The sequence below is a fragment of the Synechococcus sp. Tobar12-5m-g genome, assembly GCF_024345415.1.
Lineage (GTDB): Bacteria > Cyanobacteriota > Cyanobacteriia > PCC-6307 > Cyanobiaceae > Regnicoccus.
The window spans coordinates 25,305-41,041 of sequence record NZ_JAGQBB010000012.1 but is presented as its reverse complement, the minus strand read 5'-3'; the positions used below and the strand labels follow the sequence as shown (position 1 = coordinate 41,041).

Below are 15,737 nucleotides of genomic sequence, written 5' to 3'. Positions count from 1 at the left end.
ATCAGCTGATCCCCAGCTGCTCCCAGACGGCGGCCAACAGGGAATCCAGCCCCTGACGCGTTGCGGCGGAGATCAGCCTCACCTCCGCTCCCCAGCGGTTCTCGAGCGCCTGCCTGGCCAAGTCGAGCGCCTCGTCGTCCACCAATTCAATCTTGTTGAGGGCCAGCAGCCGCGGCCGGTCCTTGAGGCCATGGCCGTAGGCCTCCAGTTCCGCCTGCACCACCTCCAGGTCGGCCACCACATCGGGGCTGGACACATCCACCAGGTGCACCAGCAGCCGTGTGCGCTCGATGTGACGAAGAAAGTCGTGGCCGAGGCCCGCCCCCAGGGCGGCACCGGCAATCAGGCCCGGGATGTCGGCGAACACGGTGCCATCGCCGCTGGGCCGCCGCACCACACCGAGGTTGGGCACCAGGGTGGTGAAGGGGTAGTCGGCGATCTTCGGCTTGGCGGCTGACAGCACGCTGATCAGGGTGCTCTTGCCGGCGTTGGGCAGGCCGATGATGCCCACTTCGGCCAGCAGCTTGAGTTCCAACTGGATCTGGCGGCTCTCGCCGTCTTTGCCTTCGGTGAACTTTTCCGGGGCCCGGTTGCGGTTGCTGAGGTAATGGGCGTTGCCGAGGCCGCCCCGGCCGCCGGCCGCCACCCGCAGCCGATCCCCAGGCTCGGTGAGGTCACCCAGCAAGGCCAGGCTGTCCTGGTCGCGCACCTCGGTGCCGCAGGGCACCCGCACCACCAGGTCGTCGCCGCCGGCGCCCGAGCTGCGGTTCGGCCCACCGCGGCGGCCCTCGGGGGCGGCGAACAGGCGCTTGTACTTGAAGTCGAGCAGGGTCTGCAGGTTGGGGTCGGCCTGCAGCCAGATGGCGCCGCCATGGCCGCCGTCGCCGCCGGAGGGTCCACCGGCGGGCACGTACTTCTCGCGCCTGAAGGCCACGATGCCGTCGCCGCCGCGGCCCCCCTGGACCGCGATGCGGGCTTGATCGATGAACTGCAAGGGAGAGCTGGGAGCGCAGGCCAGGTGAGAGGCCAACCTTAGGATCGCCTGGTCTGGGGGCCTGTCTTGGCAGAGGTTCGCTTCGAGCAGGTCAGCAAAACCTTCCCGCCCCGGCGGGGAAGCGCACCCGTGGAGGTGCTGCGCCAGCTCGATCTCACCGTCAACGACGGAGAGTTCCTCGTGCTGGTGGGGCCATCGGGCTGCGGCAAGAGCACCCTGCTGCGCATCCTGGCCGGCCTCGAAACCCCCAGCAGTGGCGCCGTGATCGTGGGTGACCGGGAGGTGAGCGGGTTGCGGCCGGCCAAGCGGGATGTGGCGATGGTGTTCCAGAGCTATGCGCTCTATCCCCACCTGAGCGTGGCGGACAACATCGGCTTCGGCCTGCGCCGCAGCCGTCCCCGCAGCCTGCCCCAGCAGCTCCAGGACAGCCTGCACCGGCTCAGCCGCCCCCTGCCGCCGGGGCTGCGACTGCCCTCGGCGCGTGAATCCCGCATCGCCGCCCGGATCGCCGCGGTGGCCGAGCAGCTGGAGCTCACCCCCCTGCTCGATCGGCTGCCCAAGGAGCTCTCCGGTGGCCAGAAGCAGCGGGTGGCCCTGGGCCGCGCCATCGCCCGGCAGCCGGCCGTGTTCCTGATGGATGAGCCGCTCAGCAACCTCGACGCCAAGCTGCGCACGGGCACCCGGGCCCAGATCGTGGCGCTGCAGAGGCAGCTCGGCACCACCACCCTCTACGTCACCCACGACCAGGTGGAGGCGATGACGATGGGGCACCGGATCGCCGTGCTCAACGCCGGCCGGCTGCAGCAGCTGGGCACACCGCTGGAGCTCTACAACTGGCCCTCCAACCTGTTCGTGGCCCAGTTCATCGGCAGCCCGCCGATGAACCTGCTGCCGGTGCTTGCCGTTGGAGGCGAACACATCCAGCTGGGCAGCCGGCGCTTCCTGGTGGAGGGGCCGATGGCCGCCGCCCTGGCCGCCCATGCCGAGCGCTTCGGCGCCCCGGCACTCACCGGCGGCCTGCGGCCCGAGCACCTCAAGCTGGCCCCCGCCACCAACCGCAACATCCAGGCCGAGGTGACCCACCTGGAAGCCCTCGGCAATGAACTGCTGGTCAGGTGTCGGCTGCTCGATGGCAGCCACCTGGTACAGCTGCGCGCCGACCCGGCCCAGCAGGTGGTGCCGGGCCAGACCGTGCATCTGGAGCTGGACCCGAGCGGCTGGCGCTTCTTCGATGCGGCCGGGGAGGCGCTGCCCGTGCCACGGGCGGCTGCAGGGGTGCCAACGGCGGCGGAGCCGCAGCTCCCCAGGCTGGCGTCATAGCTGCCCGGCGCAGGGTTCCGGACCCCCACAGGCTCATGAACTGATCAGCTCCTCCACGTGGGTGATCAAGGCAGCCACGTCCTCATTGTGCAGGCCATTCGTTCGAGATGCTGCGGTTCCAGATCTTCATGGTAGCGGAGTTAAGCGGCAAAGTCGGTATCGGTCTCAAGCGGCAGAAACGCTTTGACATCAAGCCCATGATCTTGCAATAACTGGAGCACCAAGGTGAGGTTGTGGGTGAAATGAACATCCTGATCCAGGAGATAAAGCCAGGCTTTCTCCACGGCTTGTTGCAACTGAAAACCCCAGACCACCTCTTCAAAAATCTCGCCATCCAACATTCCAGCTGCAGCAACTCCCATCAAGAAAGCCCCCTTCGCGATAGGCATGGCCAATCACATGGCTGCAGAGATTGCTCTTTTCTGCCACCTGGCTCTGGGGTAAAGCAGCAGATCCCCGGCAACACGGTGAGGGGCAAGCTTTCGCCAGATGGGCCCAGAACCTGGCGGCGATCATGGCCTGCCAGCCAGTCATTGGTCACGGTAATCAGCAGATTATCGTTAACTCTGAGCGGGATGGGTTAGTTGCATACTGACTATAGGCCATATGGGGAGTTTTGCCTCCCAGTGAGCGATGAGGTCTTGCATGGCAGTACCTCCAGAGGATGCTGGCCAGGCTGACTTCTGCATCCCAGCCATCTTCATAGGCCCTGATGTACCCCTCCTCATACTTGACAGTTCGCCACAGCCGTTCCACCAGGATGTTGTCATAGCCGTAGGCTTCTGCGAAGCAGTAGCAGCGCTTCCTTCCTGACCAGCTGATCTTGATCCTTTCTTCTCGTAGCCTCTTGACGAAGTCTCTAGATGTGAACTGGACTCCTTGATCCTAGTGGATGATCCTGGGCTTTCGGCCATCACCCAAAGCCATTTCCAGTGACAGCAGACAGAAATCCGTGTCAAGGCTGTTCGATAGCTTCCAGCTGAGGATGTGTCTGGAGTAGAGATCGACGATGGCCACCAGATAGAGAAATCCCTTGCGAAGTGGGATGTAGCTGATATCGGTTGCCCAGGCATCATCCGGTGCATGAATCTTCTCCAGGTCAACATGGCACGGGAAGCGTTCCGACGGATCGCCAGCAATGGTGGTCCTGGGTTTCGGGTAGAGAGCCCGTAACCCCGTGCGCCGCATGAGGTTTCGTACCTGGTCACGCCCCACCTTGATCCCCTCTGCCGCCAGGTAGTCAACCATTCGTCGGCTGCCTGAAGCAGGATCGTCCAGGTACCAGGCATCGATCCGGGCCATGATCCTGAGGGTCTCGGCCCTGACCGGCACCGGCTTGTAGTAGAGGGTGGATTTCGGCAGACCCAGCAGCTCGCATTGACGCCGAACCGAGAGCTGTGGATGATTTTGATCGACCAATCTGCGCAGTTCATGGGCGGTCGAGCAGCTGAGACTTTTTTTCAGCCATTCCAGCTCCATCTTGAGTTTGCCGATCTCCTGAAAGAGCTCAGCCTCTCTCGTCTGATGATCTCCTCTTTCCTTGTCCTTTCTGCCTTTACCGAACAGATCGCTGGCACTTTCCAGCAGCTGTTTTTTCCACTGGCTCACCTGGATCGGGTGGATGGCATGGTCAGCCGCGATCTCCTGAAGGGTCTTGCGGCCGGAAATGGCCTCCATGGCCACACGGGCCTTGAACTCGGGGCTGTGGGTTCTGCGAGTAGTCATCAGTGGGGAGCCCCGGGTTGGGGCTGCGCCCCGCCTCAGAGGTTAACGATGGCCCTGGTCCAGTAAACTCCGACCCTCATAGCTCAGCCAGGCAGGAAACGATTCCGACAGGACTGAGGCCGATGCGAGGGTGGCCTGACTCCCTCAGCGCTTGCGGGACGGGCCGCCGCCCTGCTGGCGGCGATCGATCCTGAGCCAGTCAGGCCCCTCTGGCTCAGGATGACCTGATCACTTTGGTCTGGTCTGATGCCTCGCCCCAGCTCAGGCGCCATGGTGAATGTTCAGGAGGCCAAAACCCATCTCTCGGCGCTGCTGCTGCGGGTGGTCGCCGGCGAGGAGATCGTGCTGGCTCACAACGGAAAACCCTGTGCCCGCCTTGTTCCCCTCAGCCCGTCACCGCCCCGCCGGTTGGGATTCCTGGCCGGAACGGTCGATGAGAGCTTCTTCGAGCCCCTGCCCGAGAGCGAGCTGGCCGCCTGGGGCGCGTGAAGCTGCTGCTTGACACCCCCATCCTGCTCTGGGCCGTGCTCGAGCCAGGCAAACTCAACCGGGGACTGCGCGAGGCCTGACCCTGGCCACCACCGATGCGGCTTTCCACCAGGTCGAAGGCCTGCGCCTCCTCGGGGGCTGAACCGATGCCGTGGGCATCGATCCGTTCCTGCCACCGGAGCAGGCCGAGCGGCTGCACCCTGGTCTGACCAAGTTAGTGTGGCGGGAACATGGGCGATTCGGCCATGCGCCAGGCCAACATCTACGCGGCCAAGGCCCAGCTCTCGGAACTGGTGCAGGCCGCCCTCGACGGTGAGGAGGTCTGGATTGCCCGGGCTGGCAAACCACTGGTGCGGCTGGTCCCGGGCAGCCCCGCCAGCCGGCTGGGCGGTCGGGGATCACTGGATCTGGAGCCAGGCAGCATCGATGCCGCCTTTTCCCCGGAAGTGGAGGCCACGGTGGCGGCCCTGATCGGTGGCGAAGTCAGCGGATCGCCCTGATGGCCGCTGGTGGTGGTTACCTGCTCGACACCTGCGTGCTGCTGTGGTGGCTGAGTGGGGACCCACGCCTCTCCAGGGAATGGGACGAGCGGTTGCGTGGGTGCCGCTGTCTGGTCAGCGCCGCCTCGATCTGGGAAGCCGCCATCAAGCACCAGCTGGGCAAGCTGGCGGTGTCCCCCCAGTCCCTGATCACCGCGGCACGGGAGGCGGGCTTCGAGTTTCTGGCGATCAGCCCCGACCATGCCGCCGCCACGACGCTCCTGCCTTCCCACCACAGGGATCCGTTTGATCGCCTTCTGATCGCCCAAGCCCGCTTAGAAGGGGTGCTTCTGCTCAGCGACGATCGCGCCCTGAAGTGCTACGGACCTGGCGTGAAGCTGCTCTAGGACCACAAAACCGTTCACTTCGGCCAGATCACACTGCAGCCCGGCCCGCCATCACCCTGGTCGGCGTCGTTCACCCGCTCCACCCAGGGCACGGTGGAGAGCCACTGGCGCAGGCCGCGTTTGAGCTTGCCGGTGCCGATGCCGTGGATCACCCACAGCGGCCCATTGGCGCCACGCAGCTGTTCCTCCACGGCCGCCTCTGCTTCGTGCACCCGCAGGCCCCGCACGTCCACGGTGTTGCGCTCGGTGCGCACCTGGGGGCCGGCGCTGTGCCGGGTTTGGGGGCTGCGCACCTGAACCACAGGCGCTGGAGGCGATTCGGGCGGTGCCGGCTTTTCACCCTGCAGGCCCTCGATTGCGGCCAGCTCCACGGTGAGCCGCAGCACGCCGCAGCGCACGCTGAGCTCTTCACCGTCGGGGCTGATCGCCAGCACCTCGGCCGCCTTGCCCAGGGCCAGCAGCCGGATCCGTTCGCCCACCACCGGCCGCCAGCCGGCGTGCAGGCGCCGCTCCGGCTGGGGCCGGTGCTGCTCCTGGAGCCGTTTGAGCCGCTGGCCCGCCTGGCGGGTCTGCTCCCCATCGGCCCTGCCCTGGCGCAGCCGGCGGATGATGCGGCGCACCTCCTGCTGGCCGTCGCGGATGGAGGCCTCCAGGCTCTGGCGCCGCTCCTCCTGCAACTCGGCCGACTGCTCCTGCTGCTGCTGCCAGCGCAGCAGCAACTCCTCGTGCAGCAGCTCCGTGCGGGCCAGCAGGGCAGCGGCGTCTTCGGCGGCCTCCTGCTGGCGGCGTCGTTGCTCTTCGAGACCACGGATCACCTGGTTGAGCTCCCCATCGCCCCGGGGCGCAAGCAGGTCGGCGGCGGCGGCGATCACGGCGGGCTCCAGGGCCAGCCGGCCGGCGATTGCCAGGGCGTTGCTGCGGCCGGGGATGCCCCATTGCAGCTGGTAGGTGGGCGAGAGCGTTTCGTCATCGAAGCCCACCGAGGCGTTCTCGAAGCGGGCATCGCCGTACTTGAGCGCCTTGAGTTCGCCAAAGTGGGTGGTGGCCACCGTCAGTCGGGCCCGCTCGGCCAGGTGGCGCAGCAGAGCGATGGCCAGGGCCGTGCCCTCGGCGGGGTCGGTGCCGGCGCCCAGCTCATCGAGCAGCACCAGGCTGGCCCCGTTCGCCTGGGCCGGCTCCGGCGGCAGGGCCGCCAGGATGCGGGCGATGCGGCGCACGTGGCTGCTGAAGGTGGAGAGGTTCTGCTGCAGGGATTGCTCGTCACCGATGTCGGCGAGCACCCGGCCGCACCAGGGCAGCCGCGGCGTGCCTGCGCAAGGCAGGAACAGGCCGGCCCGCGCCATCAGCGCCGCCAGCCCCAGGCTCTTGAGTGTCACGGTCTTGCCGCCGGTGTTGGGGCCGGTGATCGCCACCACCCGCTGCTCGGGCGCCACCGAAATCGTCACCGGCACGACGGTGTGGCCCCCTTCCCGCCGCTCCTGCCATAGCAGCAGGGGGTGGCGCAGTTGCTGAAGCATGAACGGGGCGTTTGGGTCCTCCGCCAACTCGGGCCGCACCCCACCCAGGGCCAGGCCGTAGCGGGCGCGGGCCAGGGCGACATCCAGGTCGCTCAACACGCGCTGAAGCACCGCCAGGGCGTCGCCGTTGGCGGCCACCAGGGCGCTGAGCTCGGCGAGCACCTGCTGCTCCAGCTCCCGCTCCTGCCCCTGCAGGTCCCGCAGCCTGTTCCCCAGGGCGATCACGGCCTGGGGCTCGATGAACACCGTGCTGCCCGAGGCTGAGCTGTCGTGGGCCAGGCCCTGCACACCGGAGGCGGCGCCGGCCTTCACCGCCAGCACAGGCCGGCCGTTGCGCTCGGCGATCACGGTGTCCTGGAGCAGGGGGGCCAGGCGCCGCACCAGGTCCTGCAGCCGCTCACGCCGCTGCTGGCGCACCCCGGCCAACTGCAGGCGCACCACGGCCAGCGCGGCACTGGCCCGGTCGGCCACCCGCCCGCCTTCCTCCAGGCAGAACCGCAGCCGCTGCTCCAGCTCCGGCAGGGTGCGCAGCTGGGCCACCAGCGCCGTGCAGACGGGACGCAGCTCACCATCCTCGATCTGGCGCCGCAGGCGGCGGGCGGCCGCCAGGGTGGCGGCCACCTCCAGCAGGGCAACCCCAGCGGCCGTGCCCCCCTTGCCGCAGTGCTGCAACAGGTCGCCCAGATCGGCGACGCCCTGGAAACTCACTCCGCCCTCAAGCAGCCCGTCGAGGGCCAGCAGCTCGGTGGTTTCAGCCAGCCGCCGCCGGCTTTCGGTCAGGGTCGCCGGCAACGGCAGGCTGCGGCAAAGCCGCCCACCCACCGCCGTGCTGGCAAAGCTGGCCAACTGGGCCGCCAGCCGCGGCCACTCCAGCAGCTCAAGGGCCTCCGATTCAATCGCCAACAAGCCGCCTGTGCTCAAGCCAGCCCCTGCACCTGCTCCGGCCCGGCCGCCCCCGCGATCGGGGCGGCGCCCACGTTGGAGGGGATGCCACCGATCGGCTCGTAGAGCATCTCCAGCCAGTTTCCATCAGGATCCTGGAGGTAGAACGAGGCGGTGCCGTCGCGGTGATCGTGCACCGGCCCGACCTTGTGGCCCGTGGCCTGCAACCGTTCATGCACGGCGTCCACCTCCTCCCGGTCGTTGAAGTGGAAGGCGAAATGGGGGCCGGCCACGGTGTAGGTGGGGCTCAGCAGCGCCACCCCATCGCCACTGTGGGGCGATTGCAGGTACGACCAGTCATCGGCCTCCCAGGTGATGCGCAGACCGAGGACCTGATAAAAGGCCTTAGCGCGGTCCATGTCCTGGACCCGCAGGGCCACGTGGCCCAGACGTTGCACGGCCATGGGGCCTCTCCATCGATGCATTCATTCTGATCGGCCGGCGGCCGGCCTGATCCGGTGCCGGCCGGGTGGCTGGTCTGGGCCGGGGCGCAGAATCAGCCCTGGTGCAGCCAGGCGGCTGCATCGCAGGCGTGGTACGTGAGGATCAGGTCGGCGCCGGCCCGCTTGAAGCAGAGCAGGGTTTCGAGCACGATCGCGCGCTCGTCGATCCAGCCGCGCTCGGCCGCCGCCTTCACCATGGCGTATTCGCCACTGACGTTGTAGGCGGCGATCGGCAGCTCCGTTTCGCCCCGCAGGCGGTGGATGATGTCGAGGTAGGCCAGGCCGGGTTTCACCATCAGGATGTCGGCCCCCTCCTGCTCATCGAGCAGGGCTTCGGTGAGGGCTTCGCGGCCGTTGGCCGGATCCATCTGATAGGTGCTCTTGTCGGTGGGAATCGGCTTGGTTGCGCCGGGGCGGGGGGCGGAATCGAGCGCCTCGCGGAAGGGGCCGTAGTAGGCGGAGGCGTATTTCGCGGTGTAGCTGATGATTCCCACCTGCTCGAAGCCCTCCTCGTCGAGGGCCTCGCGGATGGAACCCACCCGACCGTCCATCATGTCGCTGGGGCCGATCAGGTCGGCGCCGGCGCGGGCCTGGGCCACGGCCTGGCGGCAGAGCTGGGCCACGGTTTCGTCGTTGAGCACCACCCCCTCCTCACTGACGATGCCGTCATGCCCATCGCAGGAGTAGGGATCCAGGGCCACGTCGGTCATGATCGCCATCGCCGGATGTTCCTGCTTGAGCCGACGGATCGCGCGGGGGATCAGGCCCCCTTCGTTGAAGCATTCGGCGCCATCCTCGGTCTTGAGGCCATCGGCCACCTTGGGGAACAGCACGACACAGCGGATGCCCAGATCCCAGGCCCTGCCCACCTCCCCCACCAGGCCATCGATGCTCCAGCGCTGGGCGCCTGGCATGGCGCCGATCGGCTCGTTGGTGGCGCCTTCGTGCACGAACAGGGGGTAGATGAAATCGGCCGCGCTCAGCTGGAACTCCCGCACCATGGCCCGGAGGGCCGGTGTGCGGCGCAGACGGCGCGGACGGTAGGCGAGCTCCATGCAATCAGAATCAATTTCTGGATCTTAAAGCCCCACTGGCTTGAGATAACAAGTGATAGCAACATACCAAGTTAACTTACCAAGCAGACCATGCGACAGCAGCAACAACGAAGAAGCCAGTGAACGCACTCAACTGAAAGACTCGATCCACTCTGTTGATCATCTTCAGGGCTTCGCCTTTGTGCTGATCCGGCGATCCCGCATATGCGTTACTCCTCCAAAGAAATAAAACGAACAAAACAACTGAAACAATATAAGAATAGGCGTATAAAAAGTCGAGAAAGGTGAGATAACTCAGCAATGGCAATTCAGCCTTGTAGGTCTGCTGGAGAAAGATCAGGGTCAACAAGGCGGTGGACGGGATAGCCAGGCGGATTTCGCCAAGCTCACCATCCAGCAGGGGGGCCAGCAGCACGATCAGCATCACGATCATCAGCGGCAGGATCCAGGTCACGAAACTGGAAAACGGATCGCCCTTCATCACCAACTCGGTGCTGAGCCGTGAAAAATCCAGATCACCCTGATCAAATCCCCAATTCGTCCCATAGGAATGACGCGAGGATACGGATCGCACCGTATCAATGTCATAGCCATTGATATAAGCACCACTGCCAACCTGACTGTTTTTCTTATTGGAATCGGGAACAAGCACGACGTTCGCCTCCTGGTGGGAGAACCCTTCAGGCGAAACTTCTAAAACGACTGGCAGCACAAGCTTCTCAAAGGGTGATCTCCTGAGATCTACCATCGGAATATACAGATTGGCAGAATAACGAAAGAGTTGATAGAAGCGATCCGCAGGTTTTTGAACAGGCGCAACTGTATCGGGCTCAATTTGAGCAGAGGAGGCGTTAACCAGATTGGTGATCTCCACAAGCTGTAGTGGGGTGATCCCTTGCGCCACCATCAGATCCTGCAACTCCCTGGGCCATTCCAGCCAATAAAAACCTTCTGCATTGAAGATTCTCTGCCGTAATGACAAGCTATGGAAATTCTCGATGAATGTGCCAACTTCAACCCCGATGCCTTTCGCATTGGACAGTTCTGTCTTCGGGTCCACCAGCATGGATTCTTCCCGAACCAGAGATGGCGGCATGCCCCGCTCCGGTGGGATCACTGCCTTCAGTGCGACCGCAGATCCGATCACCAGAAGGACCACCCACAGCCACCACCGTCGTTTTCGCAAACCCTGATCAATCGTCTTTGAAGGGGAGTCTGCTGGATCAGTGGCTGCCAGGGCCTGTGGGGCTCGGTCCGATGGATTGGTCCCTGGGAGTCAGAGCTTGGCGGAGTTTATCCACTCCGCGCGGGGGTCGATGCTGCGGGCCAGGCGCAATTTCTCCAGCAACTCCGTTTCGCCCTCACTGAAGCGCTCCGGCAGCTTGAGGCTGAGGCTGAGCAGCAGATCGCCGCGGCCCTCCTTCAGGGGCCAGCCCTTGCCCTTCAGCCGCAGGCTGCGGCCCAGGGCCACCCCGGCCGGCACCTGCACGGTGGCCTCCCCATCCGGCGTGGCCACCCGCACCTCACCGCCCAGGGCCAGTTCATCGAGGCTGAGCGGCAGGTCGGCGCGCAGCTGATCGCCCTCGAGCTTCCAGATCGGATGCTCCTGCAGCTTCAAGTTGAGGTAGAGGTCGCCGCGACGGCCCGTACCTGGCTGGAGATTGCCCTTGCCCTTGAGCCGCAACCGGCTGCCATTCTTCACCCCCGCCGGCACCCGCACCTGCACCCGTTCCTCGTTCACCGCCAGGGTGCGCTCGCACCCGCGGAAGGCATCGGCGAAGCTGAGGTTGATCGTGGCTTCGGCATCGAGGTTGATCGGCGCCGCCGGCCCCGCCCCCCCGCCAGGCCCGCCGAAACCACCGGAAAAGTTGCCCGGGAAGCCACCGGAGAAGCCAAAACCGGGGTTGCCCACCTGGCCGCCGAAGCGACCGAGCAGGTCGTTAATGAAGTCGTCGAAGTTTCCGTAGCGGCCGAAATCCACATCGAAGCCGGGGGCACCACCGGAGCCCCCCCCACCCATCTGGCTCCAGTACTGGCCGAACTGCTCGTAGCGGCGGCGCTTCTCCGGATCGGAGAGCACCTCGTAGGCCTCGCTGATCTCTTTGAACTTGGCCTCGGCGGAGGCGTCGTCGGGATTCACGTCGGGGTGGTACTGGCGGGCGAGCTTGCGGAACGAGCGCTTGATCCCCTCGGCATCGGCGCTGCGCTCCACACCGAGCACCTTGAAGTAGTCGCGGTAGCCGTTGGCGCTCATCGAGGCAGGCCCATCGAGACTCCGAACACGGAAGCAACCCCCCCAGTTTCCCAGCCAGGGCTGCTATTCGGCTGGCCAGCGCAGGGCGGAAGCCCGAACGGCCCCTAACGTCGTTAAGACAGCTTCAGTGGGTCCCCATGGCCATCGCCAATCCCCAGGGTCACCGCCCGGCCGGGCGTTTCACGCTCCTGCTGATGGGCCTCAATCTGGCTCTGATGGCTGGGATGATCCAGGCCAGCAGTCCCGCCAGGGCCGCCACTGCGGCGGCAACGGGCTCCAGCAGCGGAAATCTTGGTGAGGCCGTCAGCCCCTCCACTCCGGAGCAGCTGGCCTTGGCGGAGCATCTCCGTCAGCGTGGTGCGGTGTTCTACGGAGCCTGGTGGTGCTCGCACTGCTTCCACCAGAAGAACCTCTTCGGCACCGAAGCGGGCCGCTTGCTCCCCTATGTGGAATGCGACAAGGAGGAAGCCGGCCGCCAACGTTGCGCGGCGGCCAACGTGGGGGCCTACCCAACCTGGGTGCTGGGGGGCGAGCGCAAGGAAGGGGTGCAATCGATGAAGGAGCTGATCCAGTGGAGCGGCTTCAAGGGCGCGAAGCCTTGAGGGGTTCGCTGAGCCCCAGCTCCTGGCGCCAGGCACTCAACGGTCGCTCCCAACCCTCCTCCAGCTTGAAGCTGATCAGGCAGGGCGACGCCAGGCCCAGCTCAAAGCCCCGGGCCAAAGACCGCAGCAGCGGTTCGAGAGGCTCGTCGTCCTGCAGGGTGCGCAGCAGTCCGCCGAAGATCAACATCACCGCCAGGGGAGAACGCACCTGGGCCAGGTTGAAGGCCTGGAGCCCCAGTTCGCCGGGGCCATCGGTGCCGAAGCCGGTGAGCACATGGACGATGTCGTGGGTTTCCCGCAGGCGGTGGGTGATGTACTGGCTCGGTGAAGTGATCGGCGTTGGATCGATCAGGCTCTCGGGCGTCAGGCCCTGGCTCTGGAGTTGCTGGGCGTAGGTGTGGCCGAGGCTGCCATCCGGCAGGGAATCGAGTTGATCGAGATCGATCGCAGCGGGACGCCAGTTCGCCTCCACCAGGGCTGCCATGCGGGGATCACCCAGCAGATGGCGTTGCATCTGGGTTGCCAGGGGGCTGCCCTGGAGGCTGCGGGCAACGGCAAAGACGCTGTCAAGTTCGTCGGGGTTCTTCAGGAAGGCCGCCAGCCCCGCCACCATCCGCAGCGACTGGAGGCGTTGTTTGAGGTTGAAGAGCATCGAGGACCTGCTGCTGCCGCCCTCCATCCTCCCTGTTGCCACTGGTGGGCCCTCGGTGGTGGATCTGAGCTTTGCGGGCCTTGGTGTCGATGGGCTCTTCCTTGCCATGAGCTGCTCGGTGGCGGCCTGGGTGAGCATCTACGACTCCACGGCGGCGCGGACGGACGGCGGCATCAATGAACCAGATGCGGGCCTGGGCGCCAGGGCGATCAGCCGGGGCGAGGAACTCGACGCCGATCAAGCGATGGAAGCCATGGGTGGCTGGCGATGAACGCCCGCGCCACGCCCCGCCAGGGGCACCATGAAGCGGCGTCGAGCAGCCACCCCGTTTCCAGCGCGTTGGCACCGGCGCAAGTAGCGGTGGCACTGGCCTGAACCAGGCAGTTTCTGCTAGTACGAGTGTACTTCCATTGCTGGTGTCGACTTGGCTGTCTCCCCGCCCCGCTCCCGTGGCACCCGGCCAGCGCCCAGCGCTGCAGAAGACGATGGCAGCTACCAGGAGTGGGCCTATCTCGATGACGAGGTGCTGGTGGGCAGCCGCAGCCGCAAGGTCTGCCTCACCTGTCATTGGTTCCGCCACCACGCCGGGGTGAACTGCATCCCTGTGCTCACCTGCCAGCTGCATCAGGGCTTGCTGGCCCATGGCGAGCACCTCACCCGCCGCTGCCAGGGCTGGACCGAGGACATGGCCCGCCAGCGGGGCTGGGCGCCGGAGGTGGCATGAGCGCCCGCGGACGGAGGTGGGTGTGACCGACTCAGGAGAGTGTGCATCAGCCCCGGGGGCTGGGTGATGCGCAGTAGGTGGTGCTCAGTGGGGGCGGTCGGGTGCAGGGCCACCCTCCCCCAAAGTGCAAAGCTTCTGATTGTGAGGATGTTTACTGATGCTTGCCCCGCATCAGCTCAGGGGCCACATCCCCGCTGATAGACCATCCTCCGGAGCGCATCCAAAGCAGGCGAATTGGGCGAGCGCCTATCGAACAGCAACTCCAAGGACATACCCACCTGTCCTATTTCCAGCTGCTTCTCGATCGCGCGCTTCCACTGCGCTGGATCCTCCCCCAGCCCCTGGACCAGCGCCTCTGCCTGCTGCATTTGCTCTGCCGAGGCCCCGATCAGGCGGATCGCCGCGAAGTCACCCCTTGGGGTCCCCAGCGGCCGGAGCTTCACCTCCAGAGCTTCTCCTGGTTGCAGGGGATCAATCGGCCAGGTGATTGGCCCCTCGATTGGCTCGCTGGAGGTGGCCAGTCGTTGCCAGACGAGCCTGCCATTCCGCTCGATCCGTACTTCATCGAGTGGGCCCCCAGCCAAGAGGGTGGGCTGCTTCATCACCACCGTGGCGACCGCTTCGTCGCTGGGGGTAATCGCCAAGTTGGGGCTGATCACGCACACCTCCACGGAGTTGCCGTTTCTGCTGCCACCGAAGGCAATCGGTGTATTCAGCACCAGCAGTTCCCGGATCCGCTGCAAGCCCGTTTTTTGGGGCAGTGGCGCTGACCGGGGCCGTTGCAGGTTCTGCTGGAGCGGCGACATGAACACAGGCCACCCCTGGCCCTGGGCCTGTCCCCAGGCGGATGAGCCGAGCGTAAAAAAGCTGAGCACGGCCGCGGCGGCGATCCTGCGCAACAGCAGCCTGATCTCAGCCACGGCTCACCAGGGAGGTGGTGCCCAGTGCTACGAGCTGCAGCAGCAATGGCAGCAGCTGCAGCTGAATGACGGCCACGTGCAGAGCCGGGGAACGGCCACCACGATGATCGATCCCACCAGCACCAGCTGCCGCACTCGCGATCCCTGGGCGGCGGCGATCAGCAACCTCACCAAGCTGGCTGGACACGGGGAGGGCATCGACTGGGCCCCTGCATCCGGGTACAGGCTTGAACGTGATTGAGGCGTTGAACGCCGACGCTGAGCAAGGCACTGACGATCGTCCCTTGAACTGGGGCACTCAGGTAATGGCCGGTTCGGTGATCACATTCATGCTCACCAGCTGGTGCTCTCCGAAGGAGCGCAGGAAGGGCACATCGGCGGCGTCGCGGCCTCTGGCGATCAGCACGCGGCCGCAGCGGGGAATGTTGTGCCGCGCATCGAAGGTGTACCAGCGATCGGCGAGAAAAACCTCAAACCAGGCCGAGAAGTCCACCGGGGCAGTGCCGATTGGGATGCCGGTGTAGCCGAGATAGCCCGTGCAGTAGCGAGCGGGGATGTTGAGGCAACGGCAGGCGGTGATGGCGAGGTGGGCGAAGTCGCGGCACACGCCGGCGCCAGAGGCAAGGGTGTCGCTGGCGCGTTGGTGCGGCAACACGGCCCCGTAATCAAAGCGGATACGCTGATGCACCCAGTCGCAGATGCGCTGAACCTGGGGCCAGCCACCTTGGATTCCCCCGAAGGTCTCCCAGGCCAGACTCATCAGCGCGGCAGTGTCGCAGTAGGTGCTGGCGTTGAGGAAGCCGTAGGTCTCGATCGGCAAGGCCTGCACCGGGCAAGACGGCGTGGCGGGAAGTACCGAATCGGTGCTGTCGGGGCGCTCGATGGTGGCGCCGTAGCGGAAGGTGGTGAGGCCACTGGCGGCGATCAGGCGGCTCCAACGGTTGCCGCTTTGATCCGTGAGCAGCTCGAAGCTGCGATCAGGGTTGAGTTCTACTGATTCTCGAGAGCAGAGGTTGTTCACCAGGCTGAGGTGGGGATGGACCAGGGCGAGCATCGGCGTGGGCGCCTCGCAGTGGAGCCTGAGTTCGCAGCCGATCGAGAGGTGCACGGACTGCCGGGTGAGCGATGTGGACTGAGGAATCCTGGCGAGGGCCAGCAGACTGTGAGGTGCTCTCGGCCGCCATGCCAGCAGAAGAGCACGCCCGTAAAGCCTT

General features: G+C 65.7%; 20 protein-coding genes. 8 read left to right on the top strand and 12 right to left on the bottom strand.

Annotated features, from left to right (window positions below; genetic code table 11):
* Position 1: 1 nt before the first annotated feature.
* Positions 2-994: an Obg family GTPase CgtA gene (gene cgtA / locus KBY66_RS09085; protein ID WP_255088986.1), complete on the bottom strand. Its 993-nt coding sequence runs from the start codon at positions 992-994 to the stop codon at positions 2-4.
* Between the two features lie 66 nt (positions 995-1,060).
* On the opposite strand from cgtA, the gene KBY66_RS09080 reads away from it, so the two are divergent.
* Complete coding sequence (locus tag KBY66_RS09080; protein WP_315855497.1) at positions 1,061-2,314, top strand: ABC transporter ATP-binding protein; 1,254 nt, start codon at positions 1,061-1,063, stop codon at positions 2,312-2,314.
* 140 nt (positions 2,315-2,454) lie between these two features.
* On the opposite strand, the gene KBY66_RS09075 is transcribed toward KBY66_RS09080, so the two are convergent.
* The 3 genes from KBY66_RS09075 to KBY66_RS09065 form a co-directional block, all read right to left on the bottom strand.
* Positions 2,455-2,703 (bottom strand): hypothetical protein, encoded by a 249-nt coding sequence (locus tag KBY66_RS09075; protein ID WP_255088985.1) that lies wholly within the window; start codon positions 2,701-2,703, stop codon positions 2,455-2,457.
* A gap of 157 nt (positions 2,704-2,860) precedes the next feature.
* Complete coding sequence (locus KBY66_RS09070) at positions 2,861-3,073, bottom strand: transposase (protein ID WP_255089036.1); 213 nt, start codon at positions 3,071-3,073, stop codon at positions 2,861-2,863.
* 126 nt (positions 3,074-3,199) lie between these two features.
* Positions 3,200-4,039, bottom strand: a complete 840-nt coding sequence (locus KBY66_RS09065) for an IS3 family transposase (protein ID WP_255088984.1) — start codon at positions 4,037-4,039, stop codon at positions 3,200-3,202.
* Positions 4,040-4,285: 246 nt separating this feature from the next.
* Between KBY66_RS09065 and KBY66_RS09060 the strand changes: the two genes are divergently transcribed.
* The 3 genes from KBY66_RS09060 to KBY66_RS09050 all read left to right on the top strand — a co-directional run bounded on the left by KBY66_RS09060 (position 4,286) and on the right by KBY66_RS09050 (position 5,414).
* Positions 4,286-4,528: a type II toxin-antitoxin system Phd/YefM family antitoxin gene (locus KBY66_RS09060; protein ID WP_255088983.1), complete on the top strand. Its 243-nt coding sequence runs from the start codon at positions 4,286-4,288 to the stop codon at positions 4,526-4,528.
* 230 nt (positions 4,529-4,758) lie between these two features.
* A complete protein-coding gene (locus tag KBY66_RS09055) occupies positions 4,759-5,028 on the top strand; it encodes a type II toxin-antitoxin system Phd/YefM family antitoxin (RefSeq protein ID WP_255088982.1) in 270 nt (89 codons plus the stop codon).
* Entirely contained in the window at positions 5,028-5,414 is a 387-nt protein-coding gene (locus KBY66_RS09050; protein ID WP_255088981.1) for a type II toxin-antitoxin system VapC family toxin, read from the top strand. Before KBY66_RS09055 ends, KBY66_RS09050 begins: the two co-directional genes overlap by 1 nt.
* Before the next feature lie 14 nt (positions 5,415-5,428).
* Here the strand turns inward: KBY66_RS09050 and KBY66_RS09045 are convergent, their stop codons facing one another.
* The 5 genes from KBY66_RS09045 to KBY66_RS09025 form a co-directional block, all read right to left on the bottom strand.
* Positions 5,429-7,837: an endonuclease MutS2 gene (locus KBY66_RS09045; protein WP_255089035.1), complete on the bottom strand. Its 2,409-nt coding sequence runs from the start codon at positions 7,835-7,837 to the stop codon at positions 5,429-5,431.
* A gap of 11 nt (positions 7,838-7,848) precedes the next feature.
* Positions 7,849-8,277 carry a VOC family protein gene (locus KBY66_RS09040; RefSeq protein ID WP_255088980.1) on the bottom strand — a complete coding sequence of 143 codons (429 nt, stop codon included), beginning with the start codon at positions 8,275-8,277 and terminating at the stop codon, positions 7,849-7,851.
* 92 nt (positions 8,278-8,369) lie between these two features.
* A complete protein-coding gene (hemB, locus tag KBY66_RS09035; RefSeq protein WP_255088979.1) occupies positions 8,370-9,371 on the bottom strand; it encodes a porphobilinogen synthase in 1,002 nt (333 codons plus the stop codon).
* A gap of 76 nt (positions 9,372-9,447) precedes the next feature.
* A complete protein-coding gene (locus KBY66_RS09030) occupies positions 9,448-10,530 on the bottom strand; it encodes a hypothetical protein (RefSeq protein ID WP_255088978.1) in 1,083 nt (360 codons plus the stop codon).
* Between the two features lie 117 nt (positions 10,531-10,647).
* Positions 10,648-11,625, bottom strand: coding sequence for a DnaJ C-terminal domain-containing protein (locus KBY66_RS09025; protein WP_255088977.1), 978 nt, complete (start codon positions 11,623-11,625; stop codon positions 10,648-10,650).
* A 137-nt stretch (positions 11,626-11,762) separates the two neighbouring features.
* On the opposite strand from KBY66_RS09025, the gene KBY66_RS09020 reads away from it, so the two are divergent.
* Positions 11,763-12,227 (top strand): hypothetical protein, encoded by a 465-nt coding sequence (locus KBY66_RS09020; RefSeq protein WP_255088976.1) that lies wholly within the window; start codon positions 11,763-11,765, stop codon positions 12,225-12,227.
* On the opposite strand, the gene KBY66_RS09015 is transcribed toward KBY66_RS09020, so the two are convergent.
* Positions 12,208-12,879 (bottom strand): Coq4 family protein, encoded by a 672-nt coding sequence (locus KBY66_RS09015; protein WP_255088975.1) that lies wholly within the window; start codon positions 12,877-12,879, stop codon positions 12,208-12,210. The two genes, KBY66_RS09020 and KBY66_RS09015, sit on opposite strands and share 20 nt — an antisense overlap.
* On the opposite strand from KBY66_RS09015, the gene KBY66_RS09010 reads away from it, so the two are divergent.
* Together KBY66_RS09010 and KBY66_RS09005 are read left to right on the top strand one after the other, a co-directional pair.
* The gene (locus KBY66_RS09010) at positions 12,869-13,150 is read left to right on the top strand and encodes a hypothetical protein (RefSeq protein WP_255088974.1); all 282 of its coding nucleotides are present in this window, start codon (positions 12,869-12,871) and stop codon (positions 13,148-13,150) included. The two genes, KBY66_RS09015 and KBY66_RS09010, sit on opposite strands and share 11 nt — an antisense overlap.
* Positions 13,151-13,303: 153 nt before the next feature.
* Positions 13,304-13,603: a galactose oxidase gene (locus KBY66_RS09005; protein WP_255088973.1), complete on the top strand. Its 300-nt coding sequence runs from the start codon at positions 13,304-13,306 to the stop codon at positions 13,601-13,603.
* 176 nt (positions 13,604-13,779) lie between these two features.
* Here the strand turns inward: KBY66_RS09005 and KBY66_RS09000 are convergent, their stop codons facing one another.
* Entirely contained in the window at positions 13,780-14,409 is a 630-nt protein-coding gene (locus KBY66_RS09000; protein WP_255088972.1) for a hypothetical protein, read from the bottom strand.
* Between KBY66_RS09000 and KBY66_RS08995 the strand changes: the two genes are divergently transcribed.
* Positions 14,408-14,764, top strand: a complete 357-nt coding sequence (locus tag KBY66_RS08995) for a hypothetical protein (protein ID WP_255088971.1) — start codon at positions 14,408-14,410, stop codon at positions 14,762-14,764. The genes KBY66_RS09000 and KBY66_RS08995 overlap by 2 nt on opposite strands.
* A 57-nt stretch (positions 14,765-14,821) precedes the next feature.
* Here the strand turns inward: KBY66_RS08995 and KBY66_RS08990 are convergent, their stop codons facing one another.
* A complete protein-coding gene (locus tag KBY66_RS08990) occupies positions 14,822-15,631 on the bottom strand; it encodes a transglutaminase-like domain-containing protein (protein ID WP_255088970.1) in 810 nt (269 codons plus the stop codon).
* Positions 15,632-15,737 lie beyond the last annotated feature (106 nt).